The organism is Collinsella sp. AF29-7AC (assembly GCF_003475665.1).
Lineage (GTDB): Bacteria > Actinomycetota > Coriobacteriia > Coriobacteriales > Coriobacteriaceae > Collinsella.
Genome location: NZ_QRQX01000007.1, coordinates 102,976 through 128,170 on the forward strand (window position 1 = coordinate 102,976; position 25,195 = coordinate 128,170).

Below are 25,195 nucleotides of genomic sequence, written 5' to 3' on the forward strand. Positions count from 1 at the left end.
AAGGACTGCTCTCCAACATGGATACACCGTTGGGCTCCGTGCTCTACATCACCCTCGGGTGCGCTAAGAACGAGGTTGACACCGACCGCATGCGTTCTCTTTTAACCGCCGCGGGCTACGAGGAGGCATTCGACCCACAGGATGCCGATATCGCCATCGTCAATACATGCTCGTTCCTCGCCTCCGCAACGTCCGAGAGCATCGAGACCACGCTCGAGCTCGCCAACGAGGTTCAGGACGGCGTTCGTTCTTGTCCCATCGTCATGTGCGGCTGTGTGCCGTCGCGCTATGGCGACGACCTGCCTGACGAGCTGCCCGAGGTCGCTGCCTTTGTGAAGGCCGACGAGGAGGACGGCATCGTGGCGGTCATCGATGGCGTGCTGGGTGTCGAGCGTGAGATCGCTGCCTATATTCCGCAAGTCAAGCGCACTGTCGAGGGCGCCGTTGCTTACGTCAAGATTTCCGATGGCTGCAACCGTTTCTGCAGCTTCTGCATGATCCCCTATATTCGCGGTCGCTATCATTCGCGCAATGCCGAGAGCATTATCTCCGAGGTGCGCGACTTGGTTGCCGGCGGTGTGCGAGAGATCGTGCTGATCGGCCAGGACACGGGCATCTGGGGCACCGACTTTGCGGATGGTGACGTCGCCGAGGGCTCGCCGCGCAATCTGGCGCAGCTGCTGCGCGCCGTAGCCGAGGCCGTGCGTCCGCAGAACGTCTGGGTCCGTGTTCTCTACCTGCAGCCCGAGGGCATGACCGACGAGCTTATCGAGACGATTCGCGATACCCCCGAGGTGCTACCCTATATCGATATTCCCGTGCAGCACTGCGACGCACGCATCCTTAAGGCCATGCGTCGCTCCGGTTCGCGCCAGGAGCTCGAGGACCTGTTCCGCGATCTGCGTGAGCGCATCCCCGACATCGTGATCCGTTCCACGGCCATGGTTGGCTTCCCGACCGAGACCGACGACGAGTTCCGCGACCTTATCGACTTTATGGACACCGTCGGCTTTGACTACACGAGCGTCTTTGCCTACTCGCAGGAGGAGGGCAGCCTGGCCGCCAAGATGGAGGGCCAGGTCGACGAAGAGGTCAAGCTCGAGCGCGCCCAGGAGGCCATGGACCTGGCCGAGTCGCTCGGTTTTGCCGCCACCGCCGCACATGTGGGCGAGCGCGCCCAGGTGATCGTCGACGGCATCGAGGAGACCGAGGACGGCGCCGAGCTGATCGGCCATGCTTGGTTCCAGGCGCCCGATTCCGATGGCGCGGTGCACTTGGACGCCAGCGAGGCGTCCGTGGGCGATATTCTGACGGTCGAGTTTACCGATAGCTTCTGCTATGAGCTTATCGGCCATGTTGTGGAGTAGGAGAGCATCGTGGCAAACGAGAGCAATAAGGAACTGACGAGTGTCTGGACGCCCGCCAATATCGTGACGTGTGTGCGCATCGTCTTTATCCCGGTGTTCATGATCGTGTCGGCGCTGTCTCACATGAGCGTTGCCGGTACGGATTGGAGCACCTTCGACGGCCCGCTCGCCGCCGCAGCCTTCATTCTGTACGTCATCCTGTCGTGCACCGATAAAGTTGACGGCTATCTGGCGCGCTCGCGCAACGAGATTACCGACTTCGGTAAATTCTTGGATCCCATCGCCGACAAGCTGCTCGTGTTCTCGGCCTTGCTGCTGTTCTTGGACTTTGGCGCCGTGTCGGTTTGGTCCGTGTTCATCATCTTGTTCCGCGAGCTGTTGGTAAGCGCCCTGCGCATGGTTGCGAGTGCCGCCGGCGTGGTCGTTGCCGCCGATAAGCTTGGCAAGTACAAGACGGCGACCACGATGGTCTCCATTTGCGGTTACCTGTGTGTCTTTGCGATGGCCGGCTTGCACCTTGGCCCGCTGGTGCTGACGCTCGGCATCTACTCGGTGTCGCGCTTCCTGTACGCCGTTGCCGTTGTCCTGACCGTTATCTCGGGCGCCCAATACTTCTGGAACTGCCGCAAGATCGTCTTTTCGGTCTAGGTCCTGGTGGGTATGACGGACTCTTTTGAGCAGATTTCCGCACATAACGAGGAGCTGGCGCGCGATATTGTCGAGCGCGCGAGCGCTCGGGACGTGACGGTTTCGACGGCTGAGTCGCTGACAGCAGGCATGATTTCCTCGACGATTGCCGATATCCCGGGCGCCTCGGCGGTGCTGCGTGGCGGTGCGGTGACCTACTGCGATGAGATAAAGCATCGCGTTCTGGGTGTTGATCAGGAGACGCTCGACCGCTATACCGCGGTGTCGCATCAGACCGCGCACGAGATGGCGGCGGGTTCGCTGGAGCTGTACCAGAGCGATATTGCAGTGAGCGCAACGGGTTATGCCGGCCCCGGCGGCGGCACTGAGGACGATCCGGCTGGCACTTTCTATATTGGCTGGGCGTATCGCGCGGCTGATGGGGAAGTGCCGGTCGTGGACTCTGTGCGCTGCCACTATGAGGGCGACCGTTCGTGTGTTCGTGCCCATGCGGTCGCGGAGGCATTGGGACGCATTGCCCTTGTGCTCAACTCTATGGAATAGACGTGTTTTAAGGGGCCTTAGGGCCCCTTAATTGTGGAGATAGGGACCCCTGACGAATTTAGCGTTTGCGCCGGTTATAGGTGTATTCTTGTCTTCCTTGTTCTTATTCGGCCCTTTGTGGTCAAGCATTTGGTCAGTGTTTGGTCGGCGTTTGGTTGGGTTTTGGAAAGACTGCCTGCGTATGATTGGCCTGAACGGTTGACCACGAACAGCCGTTCGTTTATTATCGATGCAGGTTGTTAAGAGGAGGGCTATTCATGGCCAAGAATTCAGGTCCCGTACGTACCGTTCATGCTCGCACGACGGGTAAAGAGCGCGATGAGATGATCGCCACCACCAAGGCCGAGATCGAGAAGAAGTTCGGTCAAGGCTCCATCATGAGGTATGGTGACGGCGGCCCCGAGCTTGAGGTTGAGGCCATCCCCACGGGCGCTCTGGCACTCGATGCCGCTCTGGGTATCGGCGGTGTGCCGCGCGGCCGTATCGTCGAGATTTACGGTCCTGAGTCCTCCGGTAAGACGACGCTTTCGCTCGAGATCCTGGCCGAAGCCCAGGCAATGGGTGGCGTGGTGGCATTTATCGATGCCGAGCACGCGCTCGATCCCACGTATGCCGCGCGCATTGGCGTGGATATCGACGAGGTACTGATTTCCCAGCCTGATACGGGTGAGCAGGCGCTCGAGATTGTTGACATGCTCGTGCGTTCCGGCGCCATCGATGCCATCGTCGTCGACTCCGTCGCCGCGCTGACCCCGCGTGCCGAGATCGAGGGAGAGATCGGCGATACCACGGTCGGATTGCAAGCTCGTCTGATGAGTCAGGCGCTCCGCAAGCTCGCCGGCTCGCTGTCCAAGTCCAACACGACATGCATCTTCATTAACCAGCTGCGAGAGAAGATCGGCGTCATGTTCGGCAACCCCGAGACCACGACGGGCGGCCGCGCCCTTAAGTTCTTCTCTTCGGTGCGTATCGACATTCGCCGCATCGACAGCATTAAGCTTAAGGATGAGGTTATCGGTAACCGCGTGCGCGCCAAGGTCGTTAAGAACAAGGTGGCAGCTCCGTTCCGTTCTGCTGAGTTCGACATTATGTACGGTACGGGCATCTCTAAGGAGGGCTCGATTCTGGACATGGCTGTCGAGTGCGGCATTTGCAAGAAGATGGGCTCCTGGTTTGCCTATGGCGAGGACAAGCTCGGCAACGGTCGCGAGGCCGCCAAGGCGTTCCTGCGCGAACACCCCGATTGCGCCGACGAGATTGAGCATAAGGTCCGCCTTGCCTGCGGGCTTGAGTTTGATGACGATGCTCCGTCCGAGGTCGAGCTGACCGATCAGCCTGCGCCTGAGGAGTTTGACGAGCTTTACGCCATCGATGGTTCCGCCATGCTCGATGATGACGACGAGTAGCGGTTACGCTCATGTCGTATACGGTGACCGAGGCCACGGTCGTCTTTCCCGATAAGAAGGCGGCCTCCTCGTTCTCGAGCGGGTATGCGTCCAAAAAGCCTTGCGCACATATCGATTGTGAGCTTGAGGGCGGTTTTGAGCGGTCCATTTGGATTCCCGTGCGGGTCGCGCGCCTGTATGTCAAAAATCGCCCCGATCTTCCCTGTGATTGGGATAACTTTCGTGAAGCGGTGCAGCTCATCGAGCGTAAATGTGCACTTACCATGGTGACCGAGATGCTATCGCGACGCGACCATGCGACGGGTGAGGTCCGTGACAAGCTGGCTCGCTACGGCTTTCGCCAGTCCGCGATCGATTTCGCCGTCGAGCGCGCCACCGAGTATCGCTTTTTAGACGAGAACCGCTTTTGCTCGTACTTTATCGAGGAACGCAAGCGGCGCGGTTGGGGACAGCGTAAAATCGAGACCGAGCTCAAGCGCCGTCATGTCGTGCTCGATGACATTCCCGGTTATCCCGGGGATTATTTTGCCGTCGAAGACGATTTGGCGCGTGCGTCAGCCCTGCTCGCCAAGCGGCGTGTTCCAGAGACGCGCGGATTCGAAAAACTGGTTCGGTTTTTGATGGGCAAGGGCTTCTCGTATCACATCGCCGCCGATGCCGTTAAGGCACGTCTTAATGCCGAACGCGAGGAATGTGCGGTTTAGGCGTATGCGTTTTGTGGCCCTGCCGTTCACCGCGTTTTAGCCGCCGTGCTGGGGCCATTTATTTGACAGTTGTTGTGGTTCAACGTACGATAAACACTGTCATTTGCTTTGTGATATGTGCTCATCTGTGATGAGTTTGTTTATATGTTTATCTGTATCCGACCCGCATAAGCTGCGCCCATATTACTCAAATGTCGCGAGCCGTTCGTAAGGACGGTTCGCTTTGTTGTGTAACGAATCCATAAAAAGGAGTGAGCATGCCTATCATCGCAGCGCTCGTTGGCATCGTTTTGGGTGCCATCGCCGCCATTGCCTACATGCGCACCGCCAAGCAGGGTAGTCTTCACGAGGCCGACGAAAAAATCCAGTCGGCACACGCACAGGCTGAGTCCCTGATCGGTGATGCTAAGCGTCAGGCCGAGACCCTCAAAAAAGAGGCTCTGCTCGAGGCTAAAGAGGAGATCATCAAGAACAAGCAGGCCGCTGAGGCCGAGGACAAGCAGCGTAAGAACGAGATTCGTACGCTCGAGAACCGCGTGATGCAGCGCGAGGAATCTCTCGATCGCCGCAACGACGCTCTCGACAAGCGCGAGCATCAGCTGTCCAGCCAGGCCGGTCAGGTCGAGAAGCGCTCCCGTGAGCTCGAGGAGCTCTGCGCAAAGCAGACCTCCGAGCTCGAGCGTATCGCCGACCTTACCCGCGAGGACGCGCACAAGGAGCTCCTTGATAAGGTTCGCGGCGAGGTCACCCACGAGGCCGCCACGATCATTCGCGAGTCTGAGCAGCAGGTTCGCGCCGAGTGCCACAAGACCGCCCAGGAGATTCTGTCTCTGGCGATTCAGCGCTGCGCTGCCGATCACACTGCCGAGGTCACCGTTACCTCCGTGCACATTCCCTCTGATGACCTCAAAGGCCGTATCATCGGTCGCGAGGGTCGCAACATCCGGACCTTCGAGCAGGTTTCCGGCGTCAACCTCGTGATCGACGACACGCCCGAGACCGTCGTTCTTTCGAGCTTCGACCCGGTCCGTCGTGAGACCGCCCGCGTCGCCCTCGAGAACCTCATCGCCGACGGCCGCATTCACCCTGCCCGTATCGAGGAGATGTATCACAAGGCCGCCGACCTGGTTCAGCAGCGCGTGCGCGAGGCTGGCGAGCAGGCTGCCTTCGATACCGGCATCCACGATCTGCACCCCGAGATCGTCAAGACCCTTGGTGCCCTGCGCTACCGTACCTCGTTTGGTCAGAACGTGCTTCAGCATTCCCTCGAGGTCTCTGATCTGTGCGGCGTGATGGCTTCCGAGCTTGGCCTGGACGTTGTGACCGCCAAGCGCGCCGGCCTGCTTCATGACCTGGGCAAGGCAATCGACCACGACGTCGAGGGCCCGCATGCCGTCATCGGCGCCGAGCTTGCCCGCCGTTATGGCGAGAAGCCCGTTATCGTCCACGCTATTGAGGCTCACCATGCCGATGTCGACCCCAACACGGTGCTCGATGTCCTGGTGCAGGCCGCCGATGCTGTCTCTGCCTCTCGCCCCGGTGCCCGTCGCGAGTCTGCCGAGAACTACATCAAGCGTCTTGAGAAGCTTGAGGAGATCGCCAACTCCCATGACGGCGTCGAACGTACCTATGCCATGCAGGCCGGTCGCGAGGTCCACGTCATGGTCCAGCCGGACAAGATCTCCGATGCCCAGTCCACGGTCCTGGCTCACGATATCGCCCATCAGATCGAGGAAGAGATGGAGTATCCCGGTCAGGTGCGCGTCGTCGTGATTCGCGAGAGCCGCGCTGTCGATATCGCTAAATAACATGAGCGACGCGAACGAGCTCATCTCATTTATCGCGTCGATGTCGGGGGAGGGCAACCTTCGCTTCGAGGAGAACCTTGGCGAGGGGTATGTCCGCCTCCGCGTTTCGGAGGCCGAGCGGCGCCAGGCTAAGCACGACATTCAGCATGTCGAGGACATCGTCATCGAAATGCTCCGTAATGCTCGCGATGCCGGCGCCGACAAGGTCTATCTCGCCACGACCAAGGAAGATGGCGTCCGCACGCTTGTCTTTCTGGATAACGGTTCGGGCGTTCCGCAGGATATGCAAGAGCGAATCTTCGATGCCCGCGTTACCTCCAAGCTCGAGAGCATGAAGATGGACCGTTGGGGCGTTCACGGCCGTGGCATGGCATTGTTTTCGATCAAGCAGAACACCGATGAGGCCCGTGTGGTCACGTCCGGTGTCGATCTTGGTTCAGCCTTTAAGGTGAGCGTCGCGGCCGACCGCCTCAGTGAGCGTGCCGATCAGTCCAGCTGGCCCCAGGCCGTCAAGGATGAGGACGGACGTTATGTCTGTGCTCGCGGTCCGCATAATATTATCCGCGCTGCTTGTGAGTTTGCGCTCGAGGAGTTGCGTGGTTGCGATGTCTATCTTGGTTCTCCGTCTGAGATTGCCGCGACCCTTTATGCTCAGGCGTCAAGCCGGCTCGATACGTCTCGTCTCCTGTTCATTGATGATGAGAGCGAGCTTCCGGTTGTCGATCGTTTAGGCCTTGCTTCTGATGCCGAGGACTTTATCCGTATCTGTTCGGGTTTGGGTCTTGAGATGTCCGAGCGCACGGCCCATCGCATTTTGGCAGGGCAGATTAAGCCCGTTCGCGGTGTGACCGCGCGTCTGCTGCGCGAGCGTGATTCGTCCTCGCATGCGCCGGCTCCTGTCGATCTCGCGAAGGATCGTCGCGGGCTACGTATTGCCAAGGATGACATGGCACAGTTTTCGCGTGCTGTGGAGCGCGACTTTAATGACCTTGCTGCCCGGTACTATCTCAACCTTTGCGGCGACCCAAAGATTCGTGTTTCGCGTGATCGAATCACCGTGAGCTTTGATCTTGCCAAAGAGGAATAGTGCCTTTACCGAGTCCACTCGGTACGATACAGTTATTGCAGTTAAAACGTACTTTTAAATGCAGGAGTTTCTTCATGGATTGCCTGAAGGTATCAAGCAAATCATCGCCCGCGTCCGTTGCCGGCGCCATCGCCGGCATGGTCAAGGATGGTGTACCCGTCAACATTCAGTGTGTCGGCGCCGGTGCCGTCAACCAGGCCATTAAGGCCGTTGCTATCGCGCGCGGTTTTTTGATTCCAACCGGTTTTGATATTTCCTGCGCGCCCGTGTTCTCCGACATCCTCATTAACGGGGAGTCGCGCACGGCCATCCGCCTTTCTATCTACGTTCACCAGATCAATCGAGCTGCTATGGATAACGTCGTCATGGATGATGTTAAGCCTGTGGCATAGCTTCTGCTTGCCTCGTTTCGCTCCCCATCGTTAGGACTTATGCACATGGACCAGCGTTCCGTACGCGATATTCTTGCCGGTAAAACCTACTTTATCCGCACCTTTGGCTGCCAGATGAATCAGCACGACTCCGAGCGTGTGAGCGGTCTGCTTGATTCGTATGGCTGCCTCATGGCGCTCGATCCCGCGCATGCCGATATCGTTGTCTTCATGACGTGCTGCGTGCGCGAGGCCGCCGATACTCGCCTGTACGGTCAGTGCAATTCCTGCAAAAGCCTGCCGCCTTCGCCTTCGGGCAAGCGCGTGGTTGCCGTTGGTGGCTGCATCGCGCAGCGCGATGGCGAGGGTCTGCTCACCAACGTCGATAACGTCAATGTCATCTTTGGCACGCATTCCATCGCGCATGTGGCCGAGCTCATTGCCGAGGCGTTCATTGATGGCAAGCGTCATATTCGTACCAATGAGCATGAGGATACGGATGCAATGAGCATGCCGTGGCATCGCGAGACCCAGTATCACGCCTGGGTGCCCATCATGACGGGCTGCAATAATTCCTGCACCTATTGCATCGTGCCGTACGTGCGTGGTCGCGAAAAGAGCCGCCCCTTCGAGGAGATTGTCGACGAGGTGACCGGTTTGGTACGCCAGGGCGTGCGTGAGATTACGCTGTTGGGCCAAAACGTTAACTCATATGGTCGCGATCTGTTTGGCAAGCCGCGTTTTGCCGATCTGCTGCGTGCCGTGGGCGATACGGGCGTGGAGCGTATCTTCTTTACGTCTTCGCATCCCAAGGATCTGCTGCCCGAGACCATCGACGCCATGGCCGAGACATCTGCCGTTATGCCGCAACTGCACCTGGCCGTCCAGTCAGGTTCGACGCGGATCCTCAAAGAGATGAATCGTCGTTATACACGCGAGGACTATCTGGGCCTGGTCGATCGCATTCGCAACCGCATGCCCGATATCGCGCTCTCGACCGACATTATCGTTGGCTTCCCGGGCGAGACTGAAGAAGACTTTGAGCAGACGCTCTCACTTGCCGAGACGGTCCGCTATGCTCAGGCCTATACCTTCATCTATTCCAAGCGCGCCGGTACTCCGGCCGCCGAAATTGACGATCCTACGCCGCATGAGGTTATTCTTGAGCGTTTCAACCGCCTGGTTAAGGTTATCGAGACCACGGCACACGAGTATAACCAGGGCGAGCTTCATACTGTGGTTCCGGCGCTCATTGAGGGAACGAGTAAAAAGAACGACGCGGTCCTGCTGGGCAAGAGTCCCAAGAATCAGACCGTGCATGCTCCTATCCCCGAGGGTTACAGCATCGATCAGCTTGTTGGCAAGATCGTTGATGTTGACGTTGACGTTGCCAAGACCTGGTATTTGTCCGGCTCCGTTGTGGGCGAGCCGCGCTAATGGCTTCTCCTGGGGCAGGTCTTTCCGCCGTTGCGATCGTCGGTCCGACGGCGGTTGGTAAGAGTGATGTTGCCGACCGTTTGGCAGCTCGTCTTTCGTCCGAAGTGCTGTCGTGCGATGCGATGCAAATCTATCGCGGCATGGACATCGGTACCGCAAAGATGGCGCCCGATGAGTGCACGGTGCCGCTGCGTCTCGTCGACATTGTAGAGCCGGGTGTGGCATATTCTGCTGCGCTTTATCAGGCTGACGCTCGCGCGCATGTTGAACGTCTCCTTGGTTCGGGTTGCCTGCCGGTTTTTTGCGGAGGTACGGGGCTGTATCTCAAGGCTGCCCTCGATGAGATGGACTTTCCCTCGGGTGAACTTGAGGACGATCGCCGTGCGGGCTATCAGGAGCTTTTCGAGCGTATTGGCGAGGAAGAGCTGCATGCCCTGCTTGCCGAGCGCGATCCAGAATCGGCTGCTGTTATTCATCCCCATAACGTGCGGCGTGTGATTCGCGCGCTTGAGATGCATGATGATGGCGTCTCCTATGCGCAGCAAAAGTCGCAGTTTAGTGTTCCGCACGAGCATTATCATGCCCTATGGTTTGGTCTGACGCGTAATCGCGAGGTGCTCTACGAGCGCATTAACCTGCGCGTCGATCTGATGTTTGAGCAGGGTCTTGTCGATGAGGTCCGCGGTCTTATGGGCCAGGGGCTGGGTGATGCCCTGACGTCGATGCAGGCAATTGGCTATAAAGAGATCATCGATGCTTTCAATGGCGTGATGAGCATGGATGAGGCTCGCGAACTCATTAAGATGCGTTCGCGTCGTTATGCCAAGCGTCAGCTTTCGTGGTTTAAGCGTGATGACCGTATCGCGTGGTTTGATATGGATGAATGTACGATCGATGAGGTCGTTGAGGATATCCTGCATCGTATTGAGGCTGCCTAATGGCCCGTTTCCCCCTTGTTCCCACGGCACCCGAGCCCGAGCGTGCCATTTTAGTTGGTGTTGAGTGGTGCGACAATACATGGCCGCTCGATCGCTCGCTTGATGAGCTGGAGCGTCTTGCCCACACAGCTGGTGCCCAGTGCGTGGCACGCTTGTCGCAGCGTTTGGTAAAGCCGTATCCTAAATCGTTTATCGGTTCCGGTAAGGTTGAAGAGCTGTGCGGCCTGGTGCATCGCATGGATGCCGATGTCGTTATTTTTGACGACGACCTGACCCCCTCGCAGCAATCCTATTTGGAGAAAGCCGTGGGCGAGCCGGTAAAGATTATCGATCGTACAGCACTGATCCTAGATATCTTTGGCCTGCATGCTCAGACGCGTGAGGGACGCCTGCAGGTACAGCTGGCACAGCTTCAATATTTGTTGCCTCGCCTGCGTGGCATGTGGAGCCATCTCGCCAAGGAGCAGACGCGCGGCGGCATCGGCTCACGTTTTGGTCAGGGCGAAAGTCAGCTCGAGGTCGACCGTCGCCTCATTCGTAATAAGATCGCTGCGCTTCGTCGTGAGCTCAAGCAGGTTGAACAGCGTCGCGATGTTCAATCCAAGAACCGCATTGAGTCACCGGCGTTTCGCGTCGCGTTAGCCGGTTATACCAATGCCGGTAAATCGACGTTGCTCAATCGTCTGACCGGCTCTACGGTACTTTCGCAGGACAAGCTGTTTGCTACGCTCGACCCGACGACGCGTTCGTATCGCCTGCCCGGCGGTCGCGGCATGACGATTACCGATACCGTCGGCTTTATTCAAAAGCTGCCCCATGGTCTGGTCGATGCCTTTAAATCGACGCTGTCCGAGGTTTTGGGTGCCGATCTAATTCTCAAAGTCGTAGATGCGTCTGACGAGGACTATGAGCGGCAGCTGGAGGCTGTCGACCGCGTGCTTGATGAGATCGGCGCCGGAGAGCGTTTAACGCTGACCGTATTCAATAAAATCGATCTTCTCGATAGCGTTGATCGATTGAGTTTCCGTCGTCGCTATCCAGAAGCCGTTCTGTTCTCGGCCCAAACGGGCGAGGGGCTCGACGATCTCGTCGATCGCATTGCTCGCGAGGCAGCTGCCACCGATGTGTTGCTCTCCGCTGATATCCCGTATCGCGAGGGCGCTCTCATCACGCTGGTGCATGAGCAGGGAACCCTTCTGCATGAGGAATATCTCGAGGACGGCGTTCGCATTGTGGCGAAGTTGCCGGCTCGTATTGCACCGCGGCTCGAGCGTTATCGCACCGAGTAGACGAGCTCCAAAATGCCCAGAATGATGGGCTGATGCAGCAGATAAAAGGGGAGAGCGTGACGTCCAAGGCTGGCGAGCGCCGGCAGGGGGTTGGCGTAGGCCCAGCTAGGGACGGTCTTATCGATACTCTGCGCTATGTGTGCGGCGAAGTATCCTGCAAGATACATAAAGATAAACGGGATGATGGGGTAGTAATCACCTGAGACAAACCCAGGGCTCGGAAATCCCAGCCACGCCAGGTAGGGGACAGGGTAGATCGTTTTGGGGATGCTCCAGGTGAGGGCGAACAACACAAGGCATAGGGGCATGCCCCATCTCGCCGTTATCTTCTTAAGGACGGGATCGGTCAACGCCACGATGCCGGTGCATGCGGCCATGCAGTAGATGATGCCAAAATTAACCGAATCGTCGACTGAGACAAGTGTTGTTGCCAACCAGACAACGAGTGCTGCTAAGGCGTATTTGGCGGCACGTTTGATATTGTTGCGCGAAAGAGTGCACATCCAACCCGCGATAAACAAAAATACCCAGCTGATGCTGGCGCGCCAGACGTCTTGAAAGACAGTCTGGGTAAACCAAGGCATATCCCAGCCGTACAGGTAGGCAAGATCATAGCAAGCGTGAAAACCTGCCATAGAAATCATCGTAAACCCGCGGACGGTATCAAAGATGGTTATGCGTTTTTGCATTACGAGAACCGGCGCATCAAGCCGACGACTTTGCCCAGGATAACGGGATTCGTTGCATAGATAGGCTCCATGGTGTCATTCTCAGGCTGCAGGCGTACGCGTCCCTGCTCCTTGTAGAACGTCTTGACGGTCGCTGAACCATCGATCATAGCCACGACAATTTCGCCGTTCATGGCATTCTTTTGTTCACGGACGATGATGTAATCGCCATTGAAGATGCCGACATTGATCATTGAGCTCCCATGCACCTCAAGGATAAAGGAACCCTGATCAGTCGCGATTTCGGTCGGGATAGTAAACGTGTCTTCGATATTCTGCTCGGCCAGAATGGGGATCCCAGCCGCGACGCGACCAACGAGCGGTAGCGAGACCGTTCCGCGAGGTGCGGTGGGCTCGTCAGATTTAGAAATTGAGACAGAGGAACCGTCCTCGTTAAAGAGTTCCAGGGCGCGCGGTTTGGTGGCATCGCGCTTGAGTAGCCCGCGCGCCTCCAGGGCAGAGAGATGGGCGTGCACGGTGCTGGGGGAGGAAAGGCCCACGGCAGAAGCCATCTCGCGCACGCTGGGCGGATAACCCTTCTCCTGCTGATATTCCTTGATGAAGTCGTAAATTTGCTGCTGACGCTTGGTAATTTTGCGAGCCATCAGGGCATCCTCTCTACCCATGTCAAACAAATGTTCGAATTTTGCTTGACAGGAACAACTGTTCGAAGATAATAATAACCGAACATTCGTTCTCGCGCTAGACATTTTTGTCCGCGCGGCTTGATAAAACTGTTCTCAGCAAAACACGCGAGAGGAGAACATGATGAACGTAACGAATATGGTCCAGGGAAACCTCGCCCTTAAGCTCGAGACGCCTGCAGAACCCACTTTTACGGTTGTTCAGGGTGGCCGCTCCGGCTTTCAGCCTTTGACCGTAAAGCCTGTGCGCAATCAGCAGGCTGTAGTCGCGCCAGCCCGCGTTGCCCTGAAGGTTCCGACGATTGTCGCCGTCGCCGTTGCGCTTACGCTCTTCTTTGTCCTCGCTACTTCGGTCTTTAGCGCTCGTCATGCCGCGTATGCCGAGTCCGTTTCCAACATTACTTACGAGACCATTCGCGTTCAGACTGGCGATTCTCTTTGGTCGCTTGCCGAGGAATATCCAATCGAAGGCCTTTCCACGCAAGAGACTTCCGACATGATCCGTAACGTCAATCATCTGGAGCATGGTTCGCTCGCCGCTGGTGCGCATCTTAAGGTTCCTGCTCGTTCGTAATCATTATCGCGCTGCGCATGGTACCCTTGTTATCGTTTAAGAGGAGGTACCATGCGCTGTCCCAAATGCGGCAAGGCACATACCCGCGTCGTTGATTCCCGTATGCAGGAGTCAAATAACACCATTAAGCGCCGTCGCGAATGTTGCTCGTGTAACTACCGCTTTACAACGTTTGAGCGATGCGAGGACCCTATCGAGGTCATTAAGTCAGATGGAACCAAGCAGCGGTTCGATCGCAATAAGCTTCTTGTCGGCTTGATGCGCGCCACCATCAAGCGCGATATCGACACTAAGAAGCTCAATGAGATTATCGATGACATCGAGGTCGAGCTTCGCTCTCGCACGCTGACGGCCGTCACGTCCCATGAGTTGGGTGACATGGTGCTCAAGCGCTTGGCTAAGATCGACAAGGTGGCGTACATCCGTTTTGCCTCGGTCTACCGTGATTTCAAAGACGTCGATGAGTTTCTGCAAGAGCTCGACAAGCTAAGGTGATTCCATGTCCAACATTTCCGTCAACATAAAGCGTCTCGACCCCACCGTCGAGCTTCCCAAATACGCCCATCCCACCGATGCCGGCTTGGATTTACGCTCCAACGAGGACTGCGTCCTGAAGCCCTTCGAACGCCGTCTGGTCTCTACGGGGCTGGCCATCGCCCTGCCCGATGGCTACGCCGGCTTCGTCCAGCCCCGCAGCGGCTTGGCCATCAAGCAGGGCCTGTCTATAGTCAACACGCCGGGCCTCATTGATGCTCACTATCGAGGTGAGCTTAAGGTTATCCTTATCAACTTGGATCCCTCCAACGACATCCAAATCAACAAAGGCGACCGCATAGCCCAACTCGTCATCCAAGAAGTCCCCACGGTCAATCTCATAGAAGTAGAAGAACTAGACGAAACCGACCGAGGCAAAGGAGGCTTCGGCTCCAGCGGCATCGCCTAGGGCGCTCGTATCCCTCCCGCCCGGGGCTTACCTATATCATTCCATGCTCAAACATTCTCGCGTCGCTTCGCTCGCTGCGAAACTGCGCGTGGAACGATATAGGTAAGCCCCGGGCGGGCGGCTACTCGCTTGAAACAATATTTACTTTTCTAGTAAGTCGATGCGATGAAGGGACGCCTCCTTTGTCGCATCGACTTACTGTATTTATATTCTCTGGTTCCCCTTTGCAGATTCTACTGGTGGGGAATCTGGTATAGCCGCTGGTACGTTAACGCAGCTTACCTGTGGGAGGCCCCTATATATCGTCCCGCGCGCAGTTTCGCAGCGAAGCGAGAATGTTTGAGCACGGGATGATATATAGGGGCCTCCCACAGGTAAGCGGACATTAAGACGCTACCTGATATGCGCAGGTTTTTCGCCCCAGTAGAAGCGGCAGAAGGCTCGTTTGCGCTTTTGGGGTTTGCCTACGAGCTCCATGGTTGCGATGGCTATGTCTTCGGCTGCGTGGGGGCGGCGTAGTACTTCGCCGTTGATGAGCAGTGCCTTGAGCGACTCAGGATGATCGTGGAGATGACGCAACGTCACGATGAGCTCTCGTGCGGTGGTGACATGCATGCTGGCGCCCATGCCGGTGAGCATGGTGGTGTTGGCCTTTTCCTGGCCATAGGACTTGCCCAGCAGGATCATCGGCAGGTGTGCGCACAGGCATTCGGTGACGGTGAGTCCGCCCGATTTGAGAATTGCCAGGTCGCAGCCGTGCATGAGGGCCGCCATGTCGTCGACATAGTCCAGCACCGTGACATTTTCGAGCTTCATGGCATCGAAGAGTGTCTTGAGGCGGGCGGCGTATTCCTTATCCTTGCCCGGCAAAAAGACAAAGTGCATGTCTTCGAAGCTGCGTAGGAAGGGGAGGGTGCGGTCCATCTCCGCGCGAAAGCGAACGTACGGTTGAGGCAAGCTGGCACCGGCCATTACCAGCACGACGGTCTTGTCGGTGGGGAGGTTGAACTTAGCTAGCTCTTCTTCGCGATCATAATCCGTGTCGAATCCGGCGCGAATAGGAATGCCGGTAATGCGAATCTTTGTTTCGAGCACCTTGCGCGGACGCAGCGTTTCGGCCATAAATTCGTTGGCAACACAGAATAAATCGGTGTCCTTGTGGGGCCACCATCCCTCGACTTCGTAGTCGGTCGGTACGCAGATGACCGGATAATCGATACCCGTAATTACGCGGGCGCCCACGGCAACATTGGCTGCTGTGATGTGCGTTGCAACCACGGCTATGGGCCTGCGGCTACGAATATATTCGTTGAAGGCGGGGAACATAATTCGCGACCATGCCGTTCCGCCACCCCAGAGAAGATGTCCCGTAAGCGTATATCGCCAGGTCAGGTCGTAAATGGGGCGCGTGGCTCCCGTAAAAGAAGCCGCGGTCTTATTGCCGTCGAATTTAATACGTCCAAAATCAAGGATATCGAGCACTTCAATCTCAATATCCTCGGGGATGCCATTGGTGCCGCGGATGAGGTCGAATGCCTGCGCAATCGCATTTGCGGCGGCCTTGTGGCCCGAGCCAACGGAGGCGTGCACGATGGTCACGAGAGGTTTTTGCTGAGCCAGGAGCGTGGTTTGCTCCGATTGGGGAGTGCTGTGCGTGAGCAGGGGAGCGTCGTCACTCGTCTGCGCCTGGTCCATCGATAACTCCCCTTCAGCTTTGTAATACGGATTTATCATTGTAGTGCATGAGTGTCACGTTCACGTAAATTTGGGTATGAGCGCAAAGAACGACAACGTTTCGACGAAAGGACGCTTCATGACTACCGATAAGCCGATCGATGTTGCGATTATCGGTGGCGGCCCCGCGGGCTATGCTGCCGCCATTTATGCTGCGCGTGCTAACCTGACGACGACCGTGATTGAGCAGGGCATGTCGGGAGGGCAGATCGCCACAACCAATGAGGTCGAGAACTATCCGGGTATCTCGCTCCTGAGTGGCGCCGAACTCGGCGAGCGTTTTCAGCAGCATGCAGAGGGCCTGGGAGCACAGGTTGCATGGAGCATGGTTACGGGTGTCGATTACGATGCCGATGCAGCGTTGTTTACGGTGCATCACGATATGGGCGATACGCTGGCCTCGAGCGTTATCGCTTGCATGGGTGCCACGCCGCGTCCGGCAGGTTTCGCAGGCGAGGATACGTATCGCGGTCGTGGCGTTTCATATTGCGCAACATGTGACGGCATGTTTTTCCGCGGCAAGCAGGTTTTTGTAATCGGTGGTGGCAATTCGGCATGCGAAGAGGCTCTGTTCCTGTCCGACATTGCCAACAGTGTGACCATCGTGCTGCGCCGCGACCAGTTCCGTGCGCCCGATGGTGTTGTTCAGAAAGTACTCGCAAAGGACAATATTACAGTTAGGTACCAAACTAGTATTGTGGAGCTATCGGGAGAAGCCATGCCAACGACGATTACCTTTAAGGACAATGCATCCGGCGAGACTCATACCGAGTCATTTGAGCCCGGCTCGTTTGGCATCTTTGTTTTTACCGGAACGCAGCCCCATACCGAGCTTGTTGAGCATCTAGTCGATCTGGCGCCTGATGGCGGCATTCTGACTGATGAATCCATGGCGACCCGCACGCCAGGTCTATTTGCCGCTGGCGATATCCGTTCCAAACGTTTACGCCAGGTTGTGACCGCTGTTTCGGACGGAGCCATAGCGGCAACGAGCGCATACGCGTTTCTCCGTGGATAAGTACGATAATATATCTTATGTAAGGTTGTTATCAATTTACTAATTGGCGGGACGAAGCATCAGTGCACTGTCCCGCCAATTTTCTTGCCGGCTATGTGGTATGCAAAACTAGATAACCTAGAATACAATATAGAAAATGAACGGAGGACCTTTATGAACCACGTTAAACACGTTATTCCGATGTCCGATTCGTCGGTCAGCATTAAGCCCGAGGATATTCAGCCCACGGTGCTGCCCGATGCATTCATTCAGTCCGATATCGTGCGTAAACTCAATACGTTGAGTCTGCCGCGCTATAACCAGTTGCCCAATGTGACGCTCTACCGCGACCAGGTCATTGAGTATGTTGCGCTGTGGATGGAGCCGCTGTCCATTTGCGTTGAGCAACCTGTCATTACGCCATCGATGATCAACAACTACGTTAAGGTCGGCCTGGTGCCTGCTCCGGTTAAAAAGCAATATGGCCGCGAGCAGATTGCCCGCCTGATCGCTATCTGCCTCTTTAAGCAGGTGTTACCTATTGCTGCGGTGCAGGCACTCTTTAACATTCAGCGTTTGAGCTACGATGCCCCGACGGCCTTCGATTATGTGGTCGATCAGCTCGAGGCATCGATTCGTTCGGCGTTTTCCGTCGAGCAGACGCCGGTTCCCGATACGGCGCATCAGGTAACGCGTGAGTCGCTGCTTGTGCGCAGTGCGGTTTCATCCTTCGTTTCGAAGGCGTACCTGATGAGCTATCTAAAGTTTAATGGGTTTAATAGCTAGCCAACGTATATAACGGGCGGAACAAAGGGCCATCTGTCACTTTGTCCCGCCCGTATTTTTGCTTGGTTGGACGTTATTGGCCCGAAGCCACGCCCATGCCGTAGCCGATAATGAGCCCATGCATTTCGGCATAGTATGAATCTAGCCCGTTACAGGGCATGATGATAGTCTTGGAGCCTGGCCAGCGCTCCACAATGCGGCCGGCAAGTGCCTGGGCGCCTGTCTCATTTTCCACATGGTCGATGACGACCTCGCCGCCCGTAAAACCCTCGGCTTCCATGGTATCGATGATCTTGTTGAGCATCTTCTTTTCGCCACGCGTGTGCCCGACGAGTTCGATTTTACCGGCCTCGCTCGCCGTGCCCAAAATGCGGATATTGAGCTTGTTGGCAATGACGCCGGCTGCCTTAGGGATACGTCCGGCTTTGGCGAGGTTTTCGTAATTGCACAAACTGAAGAGGATTTTGCTGTTCTGCTCAAGGCTATCGAAGTATGCGCAAGCGTCCTCGAATGAGACATCCGGATTGCTTGCAAGATAGCGGTCGAACAGCAAGAAAATGAGGTCCATTTTGCCGCCAGCTGCGCGTGAATTGACTAGATGAATCTGTCGGTCGGGCTCCTCGGCAAGAACCATATCGCGAGCCGTAGCTGCCGCATTGTAGCTGCCCGACACGCCCTCAGAGATCGGCATGCAGATGGTCTTGTCTGCCAATTTGAAGAGCTCGACCCACTCCCCTACGCTGGGACAAGCGCTCGAAGAAGCGTTCGTCTCCGCCTGAACAGCGCAGTTGAGCTCATGTACATCGAGCGAAAGGTCATCGACGAATTCACGCTCCCCCACTCGAATTTTGAGGGGCGCAAATGCAAAGGTGGTATGGGGCGCGGTCGGTTGCCAATCGCGGAGGTTACAGCTTGAATCGGAGATAAGTGCCCAGCTCATAGAGGGTCCTTTCTAATTGTTCCTCAACAATTATAGCCATCTTGCAAACCGAATGTACGGCTATCTAGTTTTGAATACTAGATAGCCGTACAAGATTAGAGACAAAAAAATAGACCTCGCGACTTTAAGCCACGAGGTCCACATTCACACGCTGTGTAAGATGACTTAGTAGCGCACGAAGATATAGTTGTTGTTCATGCCGGCGGCAACGGAGCTGATGATAACACCTGTGTTGTAGTCGGAAGCATGAATCATCTGACCACCACCGATGTAAATGCCGGTGTGGTACGAGTTGACCACAACGTCACCGGGCTGCGGATCGGACACACGCGTCCAGCCCATAAAGGTACCCGTGGTGCCGAGGCGGCAATAGCGACCCGTGAGGCAATAGCTAACAAAACCAGAGCAGTCGAAGCTGTTCGGTCCAATTCCGCCCCAGGAATAGGCGCAACCAAGCTTGCTGTATGCACGCGAGACAACAGAACCGCCATCGACGGACTGGCTCGGAGCAGAAGGCGTCGGAGCCGGAGCGGGCGTGGAGGGCTGCGGTGTAGAAGCAGGTGCCGGCGTAGGAGCCGGAGTGTTGCCGCCCTGGTTGTTGTTATTGCTGGTCTGGCCACCGTTGTTGGTGTTCTCGGTTGTACCGGCAGTCTCGTTGCTCACCGTGGCCTTCTCGGCAGTGCTGGCGTTGATGCCGGCCTGCAGCGCGGCGTTGGCCTCGGCCTCTGCGGCAAGCTCGGCCTGCAGCTGCGAATCCAGGGAGTTTACGACGTTCTGGGCTTCAGCCTGCTGGGCGTTAAGCTCGTCGACCTTCTTTTGCGTGGTGGCGACGTTCTTCTCCTGCTCGGCCTGCTTATCGGTGAGCTGCTGCTTAAGCTCCTTGACCTCTTGAATGGTCTGAGCTTGCTTGTCGGAAACTTTGCCGTAGTAGAACAGGCGGTTGAGCATATCGCTCAGATCATCGACACCCGTCAAAACCTGAAGCAGGCTCAGACCGCCGGTTTTGTACTCGCCGGCGACATAGGTCGAGAGCTTGGCCTGACCATCGGCGATCTCCTGCTGCTTTTGCGTGATCTCGCCGGCAGTCTGATCGAGCGCCTGCGTCTGCGTGGCAAGCTCATCGTAAATCTGCTGGGTTTGGGTGCCGATCTGCTCGAGTTTCGTACGAGCAGCGGCAAGGTCGGATGCGGTATCGGCGTAGGCAGGAGCCGCGAGGCCCAAGCCCAAAACACAAGCGAGGGTTGCCGTAGCAGCGCAGCGTGCCATGTTTTTGTGCGTGTTTGCTGTGCGCATGTAGCTTCCTTTCCAGTAACTAAGGGTAGCGGCTAGTCCACCGTTACCAGGCTAAAGAGCTCAACGTCGTCGTTAGAAGGCGTGAGCTTCTCGCGCGGGTTGAGAAACGCAAGCTCAAGTATACAACCGTAACCGATAAGCTTTGCGCCCATATCTCGCACCAGTTTACCTGTTGCCTCGACGGTTCCGCCCGTCGCGACCAAGTCGTCCAGAATCAACACGGTATCTTTAGAGCTGATAGCGTCGGCATGGATCTCAATTGAATCGGTGCCGTACTCGAGCTCGTAGCTCTGGCTTACGGTCTCGCGCGGCAGCTTGCCCGGTTTACGTGCGGGAACAAAGCCGGCGCCAAGGGCTACAGCCACCGGTACGCCAACCATAAAGCCGCGAGCCTCTGGACCCACGACCTTGGTGATTCCCATGCCGGCAAAGTGCTCGGCGAGGGTATCGGTCATGGCTTTGAGCGCCTCGGGATTGCCAAAGAGCGGCGTGATGTCTTTAAAGATGACTCCGGGCTCGGGATAGTCGGGGATGTCGACGATTTGAGATTCGAAGTCGTACATTGCATGACCTTTCAATGGGTTGCCGAAATATCAGCAGCGGTTATTTGCCCGCGGTGACGGTGCCGGATTGCGAAGGGGCGACGACCTTGAGCGGCTTTACGAGAGAATCCTCGTGCGAAGCCGGCGCGGCAGTTTCTTCGTTTTTGGCCTTGGTGGACTCGGAGCGAGCGATTTCCTCATCGAGTGCATCAATGTCGGCGTCCTCGACCACGGCGTTGAGCGACTCAAAAACGCGGTTCTTGAGCAGCGCAGTGTGCACACCCTCGGTCAGGTCGCGAAGCTTCTTAAACGCACGCTCGAGCTTGGCGTCGCGCTCGTCATCGGAGGTATCCATTCCGAGCATGCTCACGAGCACCTGCTCAAACATCGAGGACTCGCGGTTGGCGGAAGACACGTACTGACGCAGGTTGCGGGGCTCGATATGGAAGCGTGACAGCTCGGAGCAGTAGCGGATGATTGGAAAATCGCGACCATCGACGAGCTCACGATTCTGCGGACTCTTGATGATGCGAATGAGGTCGTTCTCGGCGAGCGAGCGGATAAACGAAATCTCGACGCCCAGCATATCGGGAATGGTCTCAATGGGATGCAGCTTTTGCTTAGTCTCCTTGGGCTCCGTCTTGAGCGGAACATCGGACAGCAAGCCCACCTCGTAAGCGAGCGTTGACAGGTCCGTGGCGTTTTCCAAGCGCTGCTTAATCACGTTGAGCGGCATGTAGCGAGTCTTCTGCAAATGCAGGATGACCTCCAGGCGATCAACGTCCTCCTTAGAGTACTGACGGTATCCCTTAGGCGTACGATGAGGGGTAATGAGCCCCTCATCTTCTAGAAATCTAATTTTTGAGTTCGAAAGATCGGGGTATGCGCCTCGAAGTAGGTTGACGACTTGGCCGATACTCAGATAGTTGCGTTCGGCCATGCCCTACTCACCGGTTTCGATGCGCTCCGGCGTGCTCTCGTGGTAGATGAGCGTAAACGTACCGATCTGGACGGAAGAACCGTCGTGCAGCGGGGCTGCATTGACGATGGCACCGTCGACCCAGGTGCCATTGAGCGAGCCCAGATCCTCGATGCGAGCGCCGAGGCCCTCGCGGATAATGCGCGCGTGGCTGCGCGATACGGTCATGTCATTGAGGAAGATGCCGTTCGCAGGATCGCGGCCGATGGTGGTCACGTCGTCCTCGAGCTCAAAGGCGGCACCAGTCTGCGGACCCTTGACGATGGACAGAACGGGGGCGGTGATGCGCACGTTGGCCATGAGGTCGGGAACGGTGACGTCGCTTGAAGGCACGCGGAATACGCAGGTAGCGTCAGCAGTCTTATCATTCTGAGGCATATTGTTAACCATGTTGTCCATGACAACCCCTAACTTATCGCGGACGTGCCGCAAATAATGAACCGTACGTAATCATACCCCAACGAATCAGTCTTCGATTTCAGGGTTCAGAAAGTCGATGTCCTCGTCCTCGGGATGCGCGAGAGCCTGTTTAATGGCCACTCCGCCCTTAATGGAATAGATGACAGCCGTGAGCATGGAGAAGATCACGCCGCCGTACACAAAGAAGATGCCGAGGGGCACCGAGCTTCCGTTGAGGCCCGGGAAGGCCGTAAGGGTTGAAGGTAAAAGATGCAGGCCGTCAATAACGGGGAACCCGAGCAGCGTGAGCGAGAAGCCGGTCATGAGCAGCGCCGTGGCAATCTTTCCGGGAAAGACGACATCGATGGGGCGACGGTGATAATGACGAACGATAAGCGTGCCGATGCCCAGATAGATGTCGCGGCCAATAATGAGCACGCAGACCCAGATGGGCAGCTCTCCGCGGACCACCAGCCCAAGTACGCCGGTGAACAGCAGCGCACGGTCGCAGATGGGATCCATGACCTTGCCGAGCCACGAGACCGTCTTGGTCATGCGGGCGATCTGACCGTCCATCCAGTCGGTAGAGGCGGCAACGGCGTAGATAACGATGGCGATGACGCGGTTGTTATCCGTCACAAACAGGTACAGAAATACCAGGGTGAGGATCAGGCGCGTAAAGGTGATGAAATTGGAGATCGTAAAGATCTTATTCGACGGGTAATCGGAAGTGCCGATAAGCTCCTTTTTGATCTTCTTTTTGATGCCCACAGGACTCCCCCGCTGGTTAACGACAAAACTTTCGCTACTATACCCGTTCCGGCGATGTCTATCCAGCGTAAGCATAGAGAGTCCAGACATAAGGAAGGCGCTTTTGGGCGGCGGTGGATTTCACATTCGTGTACATCAGCCTCCAAACATGCCGAAAAATGTCGGTTTTGGAGGGTGATGTACACGTTTTGATTCGGTGATTACATCGATCGGGAAAGTTGTTGCCTTAAGCAAATTAATCATGATGTGCGGGTCGAGAAGGGCTGGCGCCAAAAGAGCCCAACGGCCGTTACGGCTTCGTTAGAAACGCGCCCCACCATGGATGGTGAACCCGAAAGGTGAGGCGCGCGGGCACGGCGACTCGGCCCGCGCGCCCGGAAGAGAAAGGACGAACCCATGGGTTACATGCTCGAGACGCGCGGGCTCACCAAGCGCTTCGGCCGCGGCGACCAAGCGCAGGACGCCGTGGCCGACGTGAGCCTTCATATCCGCGAGGGCGAGGTGTACGGGCTGCTCGGCCCCAACGGCGCCGGCAAGTCGACAACGCTCAAGATGATCTGCGGGATGCTGCGGCCGACGGCCGGGGAGATCCTCTTTGCCGGGCACGCCTGGCGCCGCGAGGACCTCTACGCAATCGGCAGCCTCATCGAGGGGGCGCCGCTCTACCCCAACCTCACCGCGCGCGAGAACCTGCGCGTGCGCACCACGCTGCTGGGCCTTCCCGAGAGCCGCATAGATGAGGTGCTCGCCGCCGTGGACCTCGCGGACACCGGGAAGAAGCGCGCCGGGCGCTTCTCGATGGGCATGCGGCAGCGCCTGGGGCTCGCGCTGGCGCTGATCGCCCGGCCACGCCTGCTCGTGCTCGACGAGCCCACCAACGGCCTCGACCCCATCGGCATCGAGGAGCTGCGCGACCAGATCCGCGGCTTCGCGGCGGCGGGTACGACGGTGATCGTCTCGAGCCACATCCTCTCCGAGGTGCAGCAGATGGCGGACACCATCGGCATCATCTGCGGGGGGCGCCTCGCCTACGAGGATACGCTTCGTCCCGGGCAGGACCTCGAGGAACTCTTCATGAGCTTCTGCCGGGAAGGGCGACGAGCGCGCGGGGAGGTGGCGGCATGACGGGCGAGAAAGGCGGCCTGCTCGCGGCCCTGCGCGCCGAGGCCCTGAAGTCGCGCCACGCGGCACCGGTTCGCCTGGCCGTGCTCATGGCGCTGCCGATGCCGCTGCTCGGCGCGATGCCCTACCGGGGCGTGCAGATCTTCAGCGCGTGGAACTACTGGTACGCGCTCTTCCTGCCCGTGTCTCTCTCACTCGTGGTGGCGTGCGTCGCGCGGGCGGACGCTCGCACGCGGATGCGGGGGCTTCTGGGCCTGGGCTTCCCGCTCGGGCGCGCCTGGTGGGCCAAGGCGCTCTGGTGCCTCGCGCTCTGCACGCTCTCGAACCTCGTGGTCTTCGGCATCTACCTCGCGGGATCGGCGTTCTCCTCGCAGGGCCTCACGGCCGCGGGCACGCTCACGATGCTCCTCTGCGCGCTCGTCAACACGGTGACCGCGGCGTGGATGATCCCCGCAGGGCTCTTCCTCACGGCGCGGTTCGGCATGCTCGCGGGCATCTTCTGCCCGCTCGCCGCGCAGCTCGTGGGTGGGTTCGCCTGGTCGTTGGTGCCGCTGCCGCAGCTCTTTCCGCCGTCGGCGAGCATGGTCATCCCCACGAGCTTCATCCCCGTGCTGCCGAGCGGCGAGCCGCTCGCGGCGGACATGGCGCTCGGCGGGGCGCTCGCGGCGGATGGCATGCTCACGCTGGCGGGCCTTGCGGTCTGCGCGCTCGCGTTCGCCGCGCTCACGGCGGCGGGCGCGGCCTGGTTCGCGCGCTCCGAGGAGCGGTGATGGCCATGACACGACTCTCCGACCCGACGCCGCGCATGACTCTCCCGCGGGCCCTGCTCTCCGAGGCCCTGCGCCTGGCGCGCTCCCCGCTCTCGGCGGTGCACCTCGCCTGCGGCCTGGCAGCCGGTCTTGCCTGCGGCGAGTACTTCTCCGTAACCCGATGGGACCCGGCGCTGGGCGCGGACGCCTATGCCCAGTTCCTCGGCGCCCTCATGCCGCTCATGTCCGCCATCGTCTGCGGGCTCGCCGTGGACGAGGAGCGCGCTGCCGGGCGCCTCGCCAACCTCACGGCGGTCCCCTCGCGCGGGCGCGCCGTCGCGGCGAAGCTGCTCGCCCTTGCGGCGCTCGGCGCGGGCGCGCTGGCCGTGGCGCTCG

At 57.9% G+C, this 25,195-nt stretch carries 27 protein-coding genes and 1 pseudogene; 19 read left to right on the forward strand and 9 right to left on the reverse strand.

The features are described 5' to 3' along the window. The first annotated feature begins 17 nt into the window (after positions 1–17). The 11 genes from rimO to hflX all read left to right on the forward strand — a co-directional run bounded on the left by rimO (position 18) and on the right by hflX (position 11,598). Positions 18–1,367 carry a 30S ribosomal protein S12 methylthiotransferase RimO gene (gene rimO, locus DWZ15_RS04765; protein ID WP_118449672.1) on the forward strand — a complete coding sequence of 450 codons (1,350 nt, stop codon included), beginning with the start codon at positions 18–20 and terminating at the stop codon, positions 1,365–1,367. Between the two features lie 99 nt (positions 1,368–1,466). After that, complete coding sequence (gene pgsA, locus DWZ15_RS04770; RefSeq protein WP_233544636.1) at positions 1,467–2,015, forward strand: CDP-diacylglycerol--glycerol-3-phosphate 3-phosphatidyltransferase; 549 nt, start codon at positions 1,467–1,469, stop codon at positions 2,013–2,015. A 12-nt stretch (positions 2,016–2,027) separates the two neighbouring features. Beyond that, positions 2,028–2,558 (forward strand): CinA family protein, encoded by a 531-nt coding sequence (locus DWZ15_RS04775; RefSeq protein ID WP_118449676.1) that lies wholly within the window; start codon positions 2,028–2,030, stop codon positions 2,556–2,558. A gap of 257 nt (positions 2,559–2,815) precedes the next feature. After that, on the forward strand, positions 2,816–3,964 hold the full coding sequence (gene recA, locus DWZ15_RS04780) for a recombinase RecA (RefSeq protein WP_022094695.1): 1,149 nt from the start codon (positions 2,816–2,818) through the stop codon (positions 3,962–3,964). 11 nt (positions 3,965–3,975) lie between these two features. Continuing rightward, entirely contained in the window at positions 3,976–4,668 is a 693-nt protein-coding gene (locus DWZ15_RS04785; protein ID WP_118449678.1) for a regulatory protein RecX, read from the forward strand. Between the two features lie 257 nt (positions 4,669–4,925). Next, positions 4,926–6,476, forward strand: a complete 1,551-nt coding sequence (rny, locus tag DWZ15_RS04790) for a ribonuclease Y (protein ID WP_089573375.1) — start codon at positions 4,926–4,928, stop codon at positions 6,474–6,476. A gap of 1 nt (position 6,477) precedes the next feature. Beyond that, complete coding sequence (locus DWZ15_RS04795; RefSeq protein WP_118449680.1) at positions 6,478–7,563, forward strand: ATP-binding protein; 1,086 nt, start codon at positions 6,478–6,480, stop codon at positions 7,561–7,563. A 74-nt stretch (positions 7,564–7,637) separates the two neighbouring features. After that, the gene (locus tag DWZ15_RS04800) at positions 7,638–7,955 is read left to right on the forward strand and encodes a stage V sporulation protein S (protein ID WP_006235982.1); all 318 of its coding nucleotides are present in this window, start codon (positions 7,638–7,640) and stop codon (positions 7,953–7,955) included. 45 nt (positions 7,956–8,000) lie between these two features. After that, positions 8,001–9,371, forward strand: coding sequence for a tRNA (N6-isopentenyl adenosine(37)-C2)-methylthiotransferase MiaB (miaB, locus tag DWZ15_RS04805; protein ID WP_118449682.1), 1,371 nt, complete (start codon positions 8,001–8,003; stop codon positions 9,369–9,371). Further along, complete coding sequence (miaA, locus tag DWZ15_RS04810) at positions 9,371–10,309, forward strand: tRNA (adenosine(37)-N6)-dimethylallyltransferase MiaA (protein ID WP_118449684.1); 939 nt, start codon at positions 9,371–9,373, stop codon at positions 10,307–10,309. Before miaB ends, miaA begins: the two co-directional genes overlap by 1 nt. Then, positions 10,309–11,598, forward strand: coding sequence for a GTPase HflX (hflX, locus tag DWZ15_RS04815; protein ID WP_118449686.1), 1,290 nt, complete (start codon positions 10,309–10,311; stop codon positions 11,596–11,598). Before miaA ends, hflX begins: the two co-directional genes overlap by 1 nt. On the opposite strand, the gene DWZ15_RS04820 is transcribed toward hflX, so the two are convergent. After that, the gene (locus DWZ15_RS04820) at positions 11,583–12,287 is read right to left on the reverse strand and encodes a heparan-alpha-glucosaminide N-acetyltransferase (RefSeq protein WP_117854742.1); all 705 of its coding nucleotides are present in this window, start codon (positions 12,285–12,287) and stop codon (positions 11,583–11,585) included. The genes hflX and DWZ15_RS04820 overlap by 16 nt on opposite strands. Then, positions 12,287–12,931 (reverse strand): transcriptional repressor LexA, encoded by a 645-nt coding sequence (gene lexA, locus DWZ15_RS04825; protein ID WP_055250104.1) that lies wholly within the window; start codon positions 12,929–12,931, stop codon positions 12,287–12,289. The genes DWZ15_RS04820 and lexA overlap by 1 nt, the downstream gene beginning before the upstream one ends. 160 nt (positions 12,932–13,091) lie before the next feature. Here lexA and DWZ15_RS04830 point away from each other — a divergent pair, with 160 nt between their 5' ends. The 3 genes from DWZ15_RS04830 to dut are packed head-to-tail and all read left to right on the forward strand — an operon-like array spanning position 13,092 to position 14,487. After that, a complete protein-coding gene (locus DWZ15_RS04830) occupies positions 13,092–13,544 on the forward strand; it encodes a LysM peptidoglycan-binding domain-containing protein (protein WP_117635236.1) in 453 nt (150 codons plus the stop codon). Positions 13,545–13,595: 51 nt separating this feature from the next. Continuing rightward, positions 13,596–14,039, forward strand: coding sequence for a transcriptional regulator NrdR (gene nrdR, locus DWZ15_RS04835; protein WP_022093781.1), 444 nt, complete (start codon positions 13,596–13,598; stop codon positions 14,037–14,039). A gap of 4 nt (positions 14,040–14,043) precedes the next feature. Continuing rightward, positions 14,044–14,487, forward strand: coding sequence for a dUTP diphosphatase (gene dut, locus DWZ15_RS04840; protein ID WP_117635235.1), 444 nt, complete (start codon positions 14,044–14,046; stop codon positions 14,485–14,487). 393 nt (positions 14,488–14,880) lie between these two features. Here the strand turns inward: dut and DWZ15_RS04845 are convergent, their stop codons facing one another. Beyond that, positions 14,881–16,182: a glycosyltransferase gene (locus DWZ15_RS04845; RefSeq protein WP_118267298.1), complete on the reverse strand. Its 1,302-nt coding sequence runs from the start codon at positions 16,180–16,182 to the stop codon at positions 14,881–14,883. 118 nt (positions 16,183–16,300) lie between these two features. On the opposite strand from DWZ15_RS04845, the gene DWZ15_RS04850 reads away from it, so the two are divergent. Both DWZ15_RS04850 and DWZ15_RS04855 read left to right on the forward strand, forming a co-directional pair. Next, positions 16,301–17,239: an NAD(P)/FAD-dependent oxidoreductase gene (locus DWZ15_RS04850; RefSeq protein WP_118449688.1), complete on the forward strand. Its 939-nt coding sequence runs from the start codon at positions 16,301–16,303 to the stop codon at positions 17,237–17,239. A gap of 153 nt (positions 17,240–17,392) precedes the next feature. Further along, the gene (locus DWZ15_RS04855; protein WP_199413477.1) at positions 17,393–18,004 is read left to right on the forward strand and encodes a DUF1836 domain-containing protein; all 612 of its coding nucleotides are present in this window, start codon (positions 17,393–17,395) and stop codon (positions 18,002–18,004) included. A gap of 73 nt (positions 18,005–18,077) precedes the next feature. On the opposite strand, the gene DWZ15_RS04860 is transcribed toward DWZ15_RS04855, so the two are convergent. From DWZ15_RS04860 to DWZ15_RS04885, 6 genes are all read right to left on the reverse strand, one after another. Continuing rightward, entirely contained in the window at positions 18,078–18,944 is an 867-nt protein-coding gene (locus DWZ15_RS04860) for a DegV family protein (protein WP_118449690.1), read from the reverse strand. A 165-nt stretch (positions 18,945–19,109) separates the two neighbouring features. After that, positions 19,110–20,237, reverse strand: coding sequence for an NlpC/P60 family protein (locus DWZ15_RS04865; RefSeq protein ID WP_199580030.1), 1,128 nt, complete (start codon positions 20,235–20,237; stop codon positions 19,110–19,112). A gap of 32 nt (positions 20,238–20,269) precedes the next feature. After that, complete coding sequence (locus DWZ15_RS04870) at positions 20,270–20,800, reverse strand: adenine phosphoribosyltransferase (protein WP_118449692.1); 531 nt, start codon at positions 20,798–20,800, stop codon at positions 20,270–20,272. A gap of 40 nt (positions 20,801–20,840) precedes the next feature. After that, entirely contained in the window at positions 20,841–21,719 is an 879-nt protein-coding gene (locus tag DWZ15_RS04875) for a MerR family transcriptional regulator (RefSeq protein WP_118449694.1), read from the reverse strand. Between the two features lie 3 nt (positions 21,720–21,722). Further along, positions 21,723–22,157 carry an FHA domain-containing protein gene (locus DWZ15_RS04880; RefSeq protein ID WP_006236002.1) on the reverse strand — a complete coding sequence of 145 codons (435 nt, stop codon included), beginning with the start codon at positions 22,155–22,157 and terminating at the stop codon, positions 21,723–21,725. Positions 22,158–22,223: 66 nt separating this feature from the next. Continuing rightward, positions 22,224–22,928, reverse strand: coding sequence for a CDP-alcohol phosphatidyltransferase family protein (locus DWZ15_RS04885; protein ID WP_118449696.1), 705 nt, complete (start codon positions 22,926–22,928; stop codon positions 22,224–22,226). A 396-nt stretch (positions 22,929–23,324) separates the two neighbouring features. Here DWZ15_RS04885 and DWZ15_RS04890 point away from each other — a divergent pair, with 396 nt between their 5' ends. From DWZ15_RS04890 to DWZ15_RS04900, 3 genes and pseudogenes are all read left to right on the forward strand, one after another. Continuing rightward, positions 23,325–24,053: a lantibiotic protection ABC transporter ATP-binding protein gene (locus DWZ15_RS04890; RefSeq protein WP_118449698.1), complete on the forward strand. Its 729-nt coding sequence runs from the start codon at positions 23,325–23,327 to the stop codon at positions 24,051–24,053. After that, positions 24,050–24,820, forward strand: a complete 771-nt coding sequence (locus DWZ15_RS04895) for a hypothetical protein (protein WP_118449700.1) — start codon at positions 24,050–24,052, stop codon at positions 24,818–24,820. Before DWZ15_RS04890 ends, DWZ15_RS04895 begins: the two co-directional genes overlap by 4 nt. A 35-nt stretch (positions 24,821–24,855) precedes the next feature. After that, positions 24,856–25,195: pseudogene (locus tag DWZ15_RS04900) on the forward strand (lantibiotic ABC transporter permease); the annotation flags it as partial.

Bases quoted from the DNA above. Each gene is read 5' to 3' on its own strand.
- recA (WP_022094695.1), top strand. From the start codon at position 2,816: ATGGCCAAGAATTCAGGTCCCGTACGTACCGTTCATGCTCGCACGACG.
- DWZ15_RS04830 (WP_117635236.1), top strand. From the start codon at position 13,092: ATGATGAACGTAACGAATATGGTCCAGGGAAACCTCGCCCTTAAGCTC.
- DWZ15_RS04785 (WP_118449678.1), top strand. From the start codon at position 3,976: ATGTCGTATACGGTGACCGAGGCCACGGTCGTCTTTCCCGATAAGAAG.
- miaB (WP_118449682.1), top strand. From the start codon at position 8,001: ATGGACCAGCGTTCCGTACGCGATATTCTTGCCGGTAAAACCTACTTT.
- DWZ15_RS04855 (WP_199413477.1), top strand. From the start codon at position 17,393: ATGAACCACGTTAAACACGTTATTCCGATGTCCGATTCGTCGGTCAGC.
- nrdR (WP_022093781.1), top strand. From the start codon at position 13,596: ATGCGCTGTCCCAAATGCGGCAAGGCACATACCCGCGTCGTTGATTCC.
- rimO (WP_118449672.1), top strand. From the start codon at position 18: ATGGATACACCGTTGGGCTCCGTGCTCTACATCACCCTCGGGTGCGCT.
- DWZ15_RS04845 (WP_118267298.1), bottom strand. From the start codon at position 16,182: ATGGACCAGGCGCAGACGAGTGACGACGCTCCCCTGCTCACGCACAGC.
- hflX (WP_118449686.1), top strand. From the start codon at position 10,309: ATGGCCCGTTTCCCCCTTGTTCCCACGGCACCCGAGCCCGAGCGTGCC.
- DWZ15_RS04860 (WP_118449690.1), bottom strand. From the start codon at position 18,944: ATGAGCTGGGCACTTATCTCCGATTCAAGCTGTAACCTCCGCGATTGG.
- dut (WP_117635235.1), top strand. From the start codon at position 14,044: ATGTCCAACATTTCCGTCAACATAAAGCGTCTCGACCCCACCGTCGAG.
- DWZ15_RS04895 (WP_118449700.1), top strand. From the start codon at position 24,050: ATGACGGGCGAGAAAGGCGGCCTGCTCGCGGCCCTGCGCGCCGAGGCC.
- DWZ15_RS04880 (WP_006236002.1), bottom strand. From the start codon at position 22,157: ATGGACAACATGGTTAACAATATGCCTCAGAATGATAAGACTGCTGAC.
- rny (WP_089573375.1), top strand. From the start codon at position 4,926: ATGCCTATCATCGCAGCGCTCGTTGGCATCGTTTTGGGTGCCATCGCC.
- DWZ15_RS04820 (WP_117854742.1), bottom strand. From the start codon at position 12,287: ATGCAAAAACGCATAACCATCTTTGATACCGTCCGCGGGTTTACGATG.
- miaA (WP_118449684.1), top strand. From the start codon at position 9,371: ATGGCTTCTCCTGGGGCAGGTCTTTCCGCCGTTGCGATCGTCGGTCCG.
- DWZ15_RS04865 (WP_199580030.1), bottom strand. From the start codon at position 20,237: ATGCGCACAGCAAACACGCACAAAAACATGGCACGCTGCGCTGCTACG.
- DWZ15_RS04890 (WP_118449698.1), top strand. From the start codon at position 23,325: ATGGGTTACATGCTCGAGACGCGCGGGCTCACCAAGCGCTTCGGCCGC.
- DWZ15_RS04875 (WP_118449694.1), bottom strand. From the start codon at position 21,719: ATGGCCGAACGCAACTATCTGAGTATCGGCCAAGTCGTCAACCTACTT.
- pgsA (WP_233544636.1), top strand. From the start codon at position 1,467: ATGATCGTGTCGGCGCTGTCTCACATGAGCGTTGCCGGTACGGATTGG.
- DWZ15_RS04775 (WP_118449676.1), top strand. From the start codon at position 2,028: ATGACGGACTCTTTTGAGCAGATTTCCGCACATAACGAGGAGCTGGCG.
- DWZ15_RS04870 (WP_118449692.1), bottom strand. From the start codon at position 20,800: ATGTACGACTTCGAATCTCAAATCGTCGACATCCCCGACTATCCCGAG.
- DWZ15_RS04850 (WP_118449688.1), top strand. From the start codon at position 16,301: ATGACTACCGATAAGCCGATCGATGTTGCGATTATCGGTGGCGGCCCC.
- lexA (WP_055250104.1), bottom strand. From the start codon at position 12,931: ATGGCTCGCAAAATTACCAAGCGTCAGCAGCAAATTTACGACTTCATC.
- DWZ15_RS04800 (WP_006235982.1), top strand. From the start codon at position 7,638: ATGGATTGCCTGAAGGTATCAAGCAAATCATCGCCCGCGTCCGTTGCC.
- DWZ15_RS04795 (WP_118449680.1), top strand. From the start codon at position 6,478: ATGAGCGACGCGAACGAGCTCATCTCATTTATCGCGTCGATGTCGGGG.